Consider the following 10,839-nt stretch of genomic DNA (forward strand, 5'->3'; position numbering starts at 1 on the left):
GAGCCCACCCTGTCCGAGACTGCCGCGCGCCGATGGAAACCTGTTTCCTGACGCTTAATAGTCCAGCCGGCATAGACGGGAGCTGAAGATCAATTCCGGGATGGTTCGCCTCACGGCGCATCGCTTCGGACATGATGTTTGTACGCTTCTGGGACAGGTAAGCCTGGTCTGATCCGGCCTTGATGCCAGATCGGACTTTTTGTGTGACCGGGCAGTTCGGCTTTCGAGCCTTTCTGCCCATTCGTGGAGGCGAACCGTGGATCGTTCACAAAAGGAAGCGACGATCGCGGCCCTTAATCTTGAGCTGCAGTCGGCAGCCCTCGTCGTCGTGACTAAGCAGTCCGGCATGACGGTGGCTGAAGTTACCGATCTGCGCCGCAAGATGCGGGCCGCGGGTGCCAGCTTCAAAGTGACCAAGAACCGGCTCGCCCGCATCGCCCTCAAGGGCACGCAGTTCGAGAAGACCGAGGACCTGTTCAAGGGTCCGACCGCCATTGCCTGGTCCAAGGATCCGGTTGCGGCGGCCAAGGTTGCCATCGACTACGCCAAGACCAACGACAAGTTCAAGGTCATCGGCGGCGGTCTGGGCTCGACGGTTCTGAATACGCAGGGTGTTGAAGCCCTGTCGAAGCTGCCGTCGCTGACCGAACTTCGCGCGTCCCTGCTCGGCATGATCCAGACCCCGGCGACCCGTATCGCTGGTGTTCTGCAAGCGCCGGGTGGCCAAGTGGCTCGCGTTCTCGCGGCCTATGCCAAGAAGGACGAGGCGGCCTGAGCCGCATCCGTTTTTACCCAAAGTTAGTGTCCCTAGGAGAACACCATGTCCAAGCTCGAAAAGCTGGTTGAAGAACTGTCCGCTCTGACCGTCATCGAAGCGGCCGAACTGTCCAAGCTGCTGGAAGAGAAGTGGGGCGTTTCCGCTGCTGCTCCGGTTGCCGCTGCTGCTGCTCCGGTTGCCGCTGCTGCTGCCCCGGTCGAAGAGCAGACCGAGTTCACCGTTGAACTGGTTGACGGTGGCGACAAGAAGATCAACGTGATCAAGGAAGTCCGTGGCATCACCGGCCTGGGCCTGAAGGAAGCCAAGGACCTGGTCGAAGGCGCTCCGAAGGTGGTCAAGGAAGCTGTGTCCAAGGACGAAGCTGCCAAGATCAAGAAGCTGCTGGAAGATGCCGGCGCCAAGGTCGCCGTCAAGTAATAGTGGCGTTCTTCGCTGCATAAGAGGGCGCTGGACGGTGGCCCTCCCGAAAGGGAGGCCCGCCGCCCGGCGTCGTCTGTCTTTTCTGGACCGGGTTTGTCCGCTATTATGGCGGGCTCACCCGGGACAGAACCAGGGTGAGCCCCGGTCACAATCGGCACTGCCGGTTGAACGGGGGTAAAACCTAGGCATTTCCTGGCTTTCGGCGCTTAGCCGGAGATGGAATGCCGACTATACGACGCGGAACGGTGGTGCCCCACCTGGGGTTCCCGCCCGCGTCGATTCGTGTTTTGGGATGGCGGGAAGGATTTTCCACCGTTCCAACCAGGGCACTGATTTAGCGCGCGACAGCACCGGGCGAGTTCACGAGAGGCACCATGGCCAAGTCGTTCACGGGACGTAAGCGTATCCGCAAGAGCTTCGGGCGGATCCCCGAAGTGACCCGCATGCCGAACCTGATTGAGGTTCAGCGCAGCTCCTACGATCACTTCCTGCAGATGGATGTGACGCCGGAGAAGCGGGCGGTTCTCGGCCTCCAGGAGGTCTTCAAGTCGGTCTTTCCGATCAAGGACTTCTCCGATCGCGCCGTTCTGGACTTCGTGCGGTACGAACTGGAACAGCCGAAATATGATGTCGAGGAATGCCAGCAGCGCGGCATGACCTTCGCGGCTCCGCTGAAGGTGACCCTGCGTCTGACCGTGTTCGACATTGACGAAGATACCGGCCTTCGCTCCATCCGCGATATCAAGGAGCAGGACGTCTACATGGGCGACATGCCCCTGATGACGGCCAACGGCACCTTCATCATCAATGGCACCGAGCGCGTCATTGTGTCGCAGATGCACCGCAGCCCCGGTGTGTTCTTCGATCATGACAAGGGCAAGACCCACAGCTCGGGCAAGTATCTGTTCGCCGCGCGCGTGATCCCCTATCGCGGTTCCTGGCTGGACTTCGAGTTCGACGCCAAGGATATCGTGTATGTCCGTATCGACCGCCGCCGCAAGCTGCCGGCCACCACGCTGCTTTACGCGCTGGATGGGGCCGACACCGAGGCATCGCGCGCCGAGCGCAAGGCGCAGGGCAAGGACCTGCTGCCTTATGAAGCGCAGGGCATGACCAAGGAAGAAATCCTTGGCAATTTCTATGGCACGGTGACCTATCAGCGCGCCCGCGACGGCTGGACGACCAAGTTCGATCCGGAGCGTCTGAAGGGCCAGAAGCTGGCTTTCGATCTGGTTGATGCCCGCACCGGCGAGGTGTTGGCCCAGATTGACACCAAGATGACCCCGCGCGTGCTGAAGCGCCTGGTCGAGCAGGGCCTGACCGACGTCAAGGCCCCCGTGGAAGAGATCGTCGGTCGCTATCTGGCCGTTGACATCATCGACGAGAAGACCGGTGAGGTCCTGTACGAGGCTGGTGACGAGATCAGCAGCGCGTCGCTGGACCGTCTGGAAAAGCAGGGCGTGGAAGAACTGCCGGTTCTGGCCATCGACCACCTGAATGTCGGCGCCTATATGCGCAACACCATGGCGGCGGATCGCAATGCCAGCCGTGAAGATGCGCTGATCGACATTTACCGTGTCATGCGTCCGGGCGAGCCGCCGACGCTGGAAAGCGCGGAAGCGCTGTTCCAGGGCCTGTTCTTCGACCAGGAACGCTATGACCTGTCGGCCGTGGGCCGCGTGAAGATGAACGCCCGTCTCAATTTCGAGACGGACGATCAGATGCGCGTGCTCCGCAAGGAAGACATCCTGAAGATCCTCCGCATCCTGGTGGAACTGAAGGATGGCCGTGGCGAGATCGACGATATCGACCATCTGGGCAACCGTCGCGTCCGCTCTGTCGGCGAACTGATGGAAAACCAGTATCGCGTCGGCCTGCTGCGCATGGAGCGCGCGATCCGCGAGCGCATGTCGTCGGTGGAAATCGATACGGTCATGCCGCATGACCTGATCAACGCCAAGCCGGCCGCTGCTGCTGTGCGTGAATTCTTCGGCTCCTCGCAGCTGTCGCAGTTCATGGACCAGACCAACCCGCTGTCCGAGATCACGCATAAGCGTCGTCTCTCGGCCCTGGGGCCGGGCGGTCTGACCCGTGAGCGCGCCGGCTTCGAAGTCCGCGACGTGCATCCGACCCACTATGGCCGTATCTGCCCGATTGAGACGCCGGAAGGCCCGAATATCGGTCTGATCAACAGCCTGGCGACCTATGCCCGCGTCAACCAGTACGGCTTCATCGAAAGCCCCTACCGCAAGGTGGTGGACCAGAAGGTGACGTCGGAAGTGGTCTACCTGTCGGCCATGGAAGAAGGCCGCTACATGGTGGCCCAGGCCAACGCCCCGCTGACGACCGACAGCAGCTTTGCCGAGCCGCTGGTGTCCTGCCGTAAGGGTGGTGAATATCTGTTGGCCCGCCCCGACATGATCGACCTGATCGACGTGTCGCCGAAGCAGGTTGTGTCCGTCGCCGCGGCGCTGATCCCGTTCCTGGAGAACGACGACGCCAACCGCGCGCTGATGGGCTCCAACATGCAGCGTCAGGCCGTGCCGCTGATCAAGGCGGATAGCCCGCTGGTTGGTACCGGCATGGAAGCCACGGTTGCCCGTGACTCAGGTGTGACCATCGTGGCCCGCCGCGCTGGTATCGTCGACCAGGTGGATGCCACCCGTATCGTGGTCCGTGCGACCGAGGATACGGACCCGGCGGCCCCCGGCGTCGATATCTACAACATGCTGAAGTTCCAGCGCTCGAACCAGAACACCTGTATCAACCAGAAGCCTCTGGTGAAGGTGGGCGACCGGGTGCAGAAGGGTGACATCATCGCTGACGGTCCGTCCACGGACCTGGGCGAACTGGCGCTCGGCCGCAACGTGCTCGTCGCGTTCATGCCCTGGAATGGCTACAACTTCGAAGACTCGATCCTGATCTCCGAACGGATCGTGCGCGATGACGTCTTCACCTCGATCCATATCGAGGAGTTTGAGGTCATGGCCCGCGATACCAAGCTGGGCCAGGAAGAAATCACCCGCGATATTCCCAACGTGGGTGAAGAGGCTCTGAAGAACCTCGACGAGGCCGGCATCGTCTATATCGGCGCCGAAGTCCGTCCGGGCGACATTCTGGTCGGCAAGGTGACGCCGAAGGGCGAAAGCCCGATGACGCCGGAAGAAAAGCTGCTGCGCGCCATCTTCGGTGAGAAGGCCTCTGACGTGCGCGACACGTCCTTGCGCCTGCCGCCGGGTGTGGTGGGTACGGTCGTGGAAGTCCGCGTGTTCAGCCGCCGTGGCGTGGACAAGGACGAACGCGCTCTGGCCATCGAGCGGGCCGAGATCGAGAAGCTGGCCAAGGACCGCGACGACGAAAAGGCGATCCTGGAGCGCAGCTTCTATAATCGTCTGAAGGAACTGCTGGTTGGCCAGTCCGTCGTTTCCGGTCCGAAGGGCCTGAAGTCCGGCGATACCGTGTCCGACGAGCTGTTGTCCGGCCTGACCCGTGGTCAGTGGCGCCATATTTCCGTCGCCGATGACCGCGTGATGGAAATCATCGAGCAGACCGGCAAGGTGTTTGACGACAGCGTCCAGCGCCTGCAGGAGAAGTTCGAGAACAAGGTCGAGAAGCTGCAGCGCGGCGACGAGCTGCCGCCCGGCGTGATGAAGATGGTCAAGGTCTTCGTGGCGGTGAAGCGCAAGCTTCAGCCCGGCGACAAGATGGCCGGTCGTCACGGCAACAAGGGCGTTATCTCGCGCATCACCCCGATCGAAGACATGCCGTACCTGGAAGATGGCCGGAATGTCGACATCGTGCTGAACCCGCTGGGTGTGCCGTCCCGTATGAATGTCGGTCAGATCCTGGAGACCCATCTGGGCTGGGCCGCTGCCGGTATCGGTCGTCAGATCGGCGCCATGCTGGACAAGATGCGGGCCCAGGCCACGGACGCCGCTGTCAAGTCCAAGACCCTGGACGAACTGCGGGCCCGTCTGCGCCACATCTACGGCGAGGATGTCTATGGTGATGACATCTCCGAGATGACCGATGCGGAACTGATCGAGCTGGGCAACAACCTGCGTCGCGGCATTCCCTTCGCCACCCCCGTCTTTGACGGTGCGCGTGAAGAAGATATCTGCCGCATGCTGGAAGAGGCCGGCATCGACCGTTCGGGTCAGATGCAGTTGATCGACGGCCGTACGGGTGAGCCGTTCGACCGCCGCGTCACGGTCGGCTACATCTACATGCTGAAGCTGCACCACCTGGTCGACGATAAGATCCACGCCCGCTCCATTGGCCCCTACAGCCTGGTTACCCAGCAGCCGCTGGGTGGTAAGGCCCAGTTCGGTGGCCAGCGCTTCGGTGAAATGGAAGTGTGGGCACTGGAAGCTTACGGCGCGGCCTATACGCTGCAGGAAATGCTGACGGTGAAGTCGGACGACGTGTCCGGTCGTACCAAGGTTTACGAGGCCATCGTCCGTGGCGACGACAACTTCGAAGCCGGTATCCCGGAGAGCTTCAACGTTCTGGTCAAAGAACTGCGGTCACTGGGTCTGAATGTCGAGCTGAGCCAGCGCGACTTCTAACCAGTCCGGTTATGTGGAAGCGGCGGGCAGGGGTCCGCCGCTTCCCGGTTCCAGATGATTTTCGAGGCCAGGGCCCCGATCCGGCCCACCCCCTGGGGAGACGGCATATGAATAATGAGTTGATGAACATCTTCGGCCAGCCGCAAGGGCCGCAGAGCTTCGACCAGATCCGCATCTCGATCGCCAGCCCGGAGCGTATCCGCTCCTGGTCGTTTGGCGAGATCAAGAAGCCCGAGACGATCAACTACCGGACCTTCAAGCCGGAGCGCGACGGCCTGTTCTGCGCCCGCATTTTTGGTCCGATCAAGGATTACGAGTGCTTGTGCGGTAAGTACAAGCGCATGAAGTATCGCGGCATCATCTGCGAAAAGTGCGGCGTGGAAGTGACCTTGTCCAAGGTCCGCCGCGAGCGCATGGGCCATATCGAACTGGCCTCGCCTGTTGCCCATATCTGGTTCCTGAAGTCGCTCCCCTCCCGTATCGGCCTGCTGCTGGACAGCACGCTGAAGGATCTGGAGCGTATCCTTTACTTCGAGAACTATGTCGTCATTGAGCCGGGCCTGACCGATCTGAAGCAGGGCCAGCTGCTGTCTGAAGACGATCTGGTCGACAAGCAGGACAAGTTCGGCGAGGACGCTTTCACGGCAAAGATCGGCGCCGAGGCCCTGAAGGACATGCTGTCCTCCCTCGACCTGATCACCGAGAAGGCCAATTGCCGCGACGATCTGCGTGAGACGGCTTCGGAAGCCAAGCGCAAGAAGCTGGTCAAGCGTCTGAAGATGCTGGAAAGCTTCCTGGGCGAGCCGGTTGAAGTTGAAGACATCGCCGCTTACGAGCGGTTCGATGGCTATAAGGAGCGCATCGAGCGCGCCGACGGCCCGACCATCTACAAGACCTATCCGAACGCGACCCGTCCGGAATGGATGATCCTGGAAGTCGTGCCGGTTATTCCGCCCGAGCTGCGCCCGCTGGTGCCGCTGGATGGTGGCCGTTTCGCGACCTCGGATCTGAACGATCTGTACCGCCGCGTGATCAACCGTAACAACCGCCTGAAGCGGCTGATCGAGTTGAAGGCGCCGGACATCATCGTCCGTAACGAAAAGCGCATGCTGCAGGAAGCGGTTGACGCGCTGTTCGACAATGGTCGCCGGGGCCGCGTCATCACCGGTGCCAACAAGCGTCCGCTGAAGTCCATCAGCGACATGCTGAAGGGCAAGCAGGGTCGCTTCCGTCAGAACCTGCTGGGTAAGCGCGTCGACTATTCCGGTCGTTCGGTTATCGTGGTGGGCCCGGAGCTGAAGCTGCACCAGTGCGGCTTGCCGAAGAAGATGGCGCTTGAGCTGTTCAAGCCCTTCATCTACGCCAAGCTGGAACTGTATGGTCTGGCCAGCACCATCAAGGCCGCCAAGCGGATGGTGGAAAAGGAACGTCCCGAGGTGTGGGACATCCTGGAAGAGGTCATCCGCGAGCATCCGGTGATGCTGAACCGCGCGCCGACCCTGCACCGTCTGGGCATCCAGGCGTTCGAGCCGACCCTGATCGAAGGCAAGGCGATCCAGCTTCACCCGCTGGTCTGCACGGCGTTCAACGCCGACTTCGACGGTGACCAGATGGCCGTGCACGTGCCGCTGAGCCTTGAGGCTCAGTTGGAAGCGCGCGTCCTGATGATGTCGACCAACAACATCCTGTCGCCGGCTTCCGGTCGTCCCATCATCGTGCCGTCCCAGGACATCATCCTGGGTCTGTACTACATCACGATGGAACTGCCGGGTGCTGTGGGCGAGGGCATGGCCTTCGGTTCGATCGGCGAGATCGAGCATGCGCTGGCCGCCAAGGCTGTCACCCTGCATTCCAAGGTGCAGGCGCGTTACCACACGGTTGATGAGAACAATAAGCCCATCACCGTGCGCGTGACCACGACGCCGGGCCGCATGCTGCTGTCGGAAATCCTTCCGCGCAACCCGGCCATCAAGTTCGACCTGATCAACCGCCTTCTGACCAAGAAGGAAATCGGCAACATCATCGACGCCGTCTACCGCCATTGCGGTCAGAAGGAGACGGTGATTTTCGCCGACCGGATGATGCGTCTGGGCTTCACCAACGCGTTCAAGGCCGGCATTTCCTTCGGTAAGGATGACATGGTCATCCCGGCCGAGAAAGAGACGCTGATTGCCGAAGCGCAGGATCGCGTGAAGGAATTCGAGCAGCAGTATCTGGACGGCCTGATCACCCAGGGCGAAAAGTACAACAAGGTCGTCGACGTCTGGTCGGAAACCACCGAAAAGGTGGCAACGGCGATGATGAAGGTGATCGAGCAGCCACGTCCGGGCTTCGGCGTGAACTCGGTCTACATGATGGCCCATTCCGGTGCCCGTGGTTCGCCGGCCCAGATCAAGCAGTTGGCCGGTATGCGCGGGCTCATGGCCAAGCCGAGCGGCGAGATCATCGAGACGCCGATTATCTCCAACTTCAAGGAAGGCCTGTCGGTTCTGGAGTATTTCAACTCCACCCACGGTGCCCGTAAGGGTCTGGCCGACACGGCTTTGAAGACGGCGAACTCCGGTTACCTGACCCGTCGTCTGGTGGACGTGGCGCAGGACGCCATCATCACCGAGATCGATTGCGGCACGAAGAATGGCCTGACCGTGAATGCGGTCATTGATGGCGGCGATGTTATCGTTCCGTTGTCGGAACGTATTCTGGGCCGTACCGTCACGTTCGACGTGGTCAATCCGCTGACGGGCGAAGTGATCGTTCCGGCAAGCGAACTGATCACGGAACGCGAGGTTGAGCTGATCGACCGTGCCGGTATCGACACGGTGCATATCCGCTCCGTGCTGACCTGCGAAACCGAAGACGGCGTGTGCGCCCACTGCTATGGCCGCGATCTGGCCCGTGGCACGCGGGTGAACATGGGTGAGGCTGTCGGCGTTATCGCCGCCCAGTCGATCGGTGAGCCGGGCACGCAGTTGACGATGCGTACCTTCCATATCGGTGGTGCGGCGCAGCGTGGTGCCGAGCAGAGCTTCATCGAAGCCACGCTCGACGCCAAGGTGATCGTCCGCAACCGCAACCTCGTGCTGAACAGCGAGGGTGTGCCGGTGGTGATGGGTCGCAACTGCGAGCTGGCACTGCTGGATGAGCAGGGCCGCGAGCGCGCCAAGCACCGCGTGCCCTATGGTGCCAAGCTGCACAAGGCGCTTGCCGTGGACGGCGCTTCCGTCCAGCGCGGCGACCGTCTGGCAGAATGGGATCCGTACACCCTGCCGATCCTGACGGAAAAGGAAGGTACGGTCACGTATGTCGACCTGGTGGAAGGCGTGTCCATCCGCGAGGTCATGGACGAAGCGACCGGCATTTCCTCCAAGGTCGTGGTCGACTGGCGTCAGCAGCCGCGTGGTGCGGATCTGCGTCCGCGCGTTACCCTGCGCGATGAGGCCGGCAACGTGATCACGTTGCCGAATGGCACCGAAGCCCGCTACTTCATGAGCGTCGATGCCATATTGTCGGTGGAGAATGGTGCGAAGGTCCGGGCCGGTGACGTGCTGGCCCGTATCCCGCGCGAAAGCTCCAAGACCCGTGACATCACCGGCGGTCTGCCGCGCGTGGCCGAGCTGTTTGAAGCCCGCCGCCCGAAGGACTTCGCGATCATCGCGGAGATCGAGGGCCGGGTCGAATTCGGCAAGGATTACAAGGCCAAGCGCCGTATCGTCGTGAAGAATGACGATACCGGGGAAGAGCGTGAATACCTGATCCCGAAGGGCAAGCACATTGCCGTTCAGGAGGGCGATTATGTCCAGAAGGGTGACAGCCTGATGGATGGTAGCCCGGTGCCGCACGACATCCTGTCGGTGATGGGTGTCGAGGCGCTGGCCAACTATCTGATCAACGAGATCCAGGACGTCTATCGTCTGCAGGGCGTGAAGATCAACGATAAGCATATCGAAGTGATCGTCCGTCAGATGCTGCAGAAGATTGAGGTCACGGATCCCGGCGATACCACGCTGCTGATCGGTGATCAGGTCGACCGGTTCGAGTTCGAGGCGGAAAACCGCGCCGTGCGCAAGCGCATGGATGAGGGCGAGCCCGATCTGCAGTCGGCGACCGGCAAGCCGGTGCTTCAGGGCATCACCAAGGCCAGCCTGCAGACCCGTTCCTTCATCTCGGCTGCATCGTTCCAGGAAACCACGCGTGTCCTGACCGAAGCTGCCGTCCAGGGCAAGAGCGACAACCTGGAAGGGCTGAAGGAAAACGTGATCGTCGGTCGCCTGATCCCGGCCGGTACCGGTTCGGTGGTGAACCGCCTGAAGGCCATCGCTGCCGAGCGCGACCGTGCGCTCCAGGCGTTGGAAGAAGGCGGCGAAACCCCGGCTCTGCCGCCGGAAGCTGCCGAGTAAGGCCGGCTTCACGGACAGAAGTAAGAAAGGGCTGCCCTGGCGACAGGGTGGCCCTTTTTATTTCAAAGAAGTATCGGCGGGGGTTCCCGGTGCAGAACTCACGGGGCTCGGTTCCTTATTGCGGCATTCCTATAAATCGTCACTGTGGCGTGGGCGTCTTCCCAGGGAACCAGTATGTCTATTCACGAGCGCACCCGTGACCATGTCCTGAAGATGTTGACCGAGGCGCCGGCATCGGAAGCGCAGCTCAACCAGGTTTTCGAGTTTCTGGTTTATTATCGCTGTCTGCTGCTGAATAACACCATCGTGAAAAATGGCGGCCCTGTTGTCCGTGGGGGCCCGTTTGCCGGCATGATGCTGGTTGATCCCGCCAATCGTTGTAGCGCTCCGCTGCTGCTCGGCTGCTATGAGGAGGAGCTGCACGCCATTGTTCGCGGCATTCCGGATGCGGGCTACGACCGGGTGATCAATATTGGCTGCGGCGAGGGCTATTACGCCGTGGGGATCAAGCGCCTTATGCCGTCTCTGGAAATGTGGGCGCACGATATTGATCCCAAGCTTCAGGAGAAGTGCCGTGGCATGGCGGCCCTGAACGGGGTCGATATTCATGTCGGCGGGGTGTTTGAACCTGAAAGCTTCGCGAGCCATACCGGCGGGCGGACATTGGTCTGGTGTG

Annotated in this window: 5 protein-coding genes; all 5 read left to right on the forward strand. The window is 61.3% G+C overall.

All coding sequences use genetic code 11. The annotated features are described in order from the left end of the window. Positions 1-256 precede the first annotated feature (256 nt). Positions 257-775: a 50S ribosomal protein L10 gene (rplJ, locus tag G473_RS0101990; protein ID WP_029011726.1), complete on the forward strand. Its 519-nt coding sequence runs from the start codon at positions 257-259 to the stop codon at positions 773-775. 45 nt (positions 776-820) lie between these two features. Beyond that, on the forward strand, positions 821-1,195 hold the full coding sequence (gene rplL / locus G473_RS0101995; protein WP_029011727.1) for a 50S ribosomal protein L7/L12: 375 nt from the start codon (positions 821-823) through the stop codon (positions 1,193-1,195). Between the two features lie 377 nt (positions 1,196-1,572). Next, positions 1,573-5,766 (forward strand): DNA-directed RNA polymerase subunit beta, encoded by a 4,194-nt coding sequence (rpoB, locus tag G473_RS0102000; RefSeq protein ID WP_029011728.1) that lies wholly within the window; start codon positions 1,573-1,575, stop codon positions 5,764-5,766. Positions 5,767-5,888: 122 nt separating this feature from the next. Beyond that, positions 5,889-10,163 carry a DNA-directed RNA polymerase subunit beta' gene (gene rpoC / locus G473_RS0102005; protein WP_425411547.1) on the forward strand — a complete coding sequence of 1,425 codons (4,275 nt, stop codon included), beginning with the start codon at positions 5,889-5,891 and terminating at the stop codon, positions 10,161-10,163. 213 nt (positions 10,164-10,376) lie between these two features. Then, on the forward strand, positions 10,377-10,839 hold a 463-nt coding region (locus tag G473_RS0102010), incomplete at its 3' end, for a class I SAM-dependent methyltransferase (protein WP_210163203.1).

Origin of the sequence: Niveispirillum irakense DSM 11586 (genome assembly GCF_000429645.1) — a bacterium.
GTDB lineage: Bacteria > Pseudomonadota > Alphaproteobacteria > Azospirillales > Azospirillaceae > Niveispirillum > Niveispirillum irakense.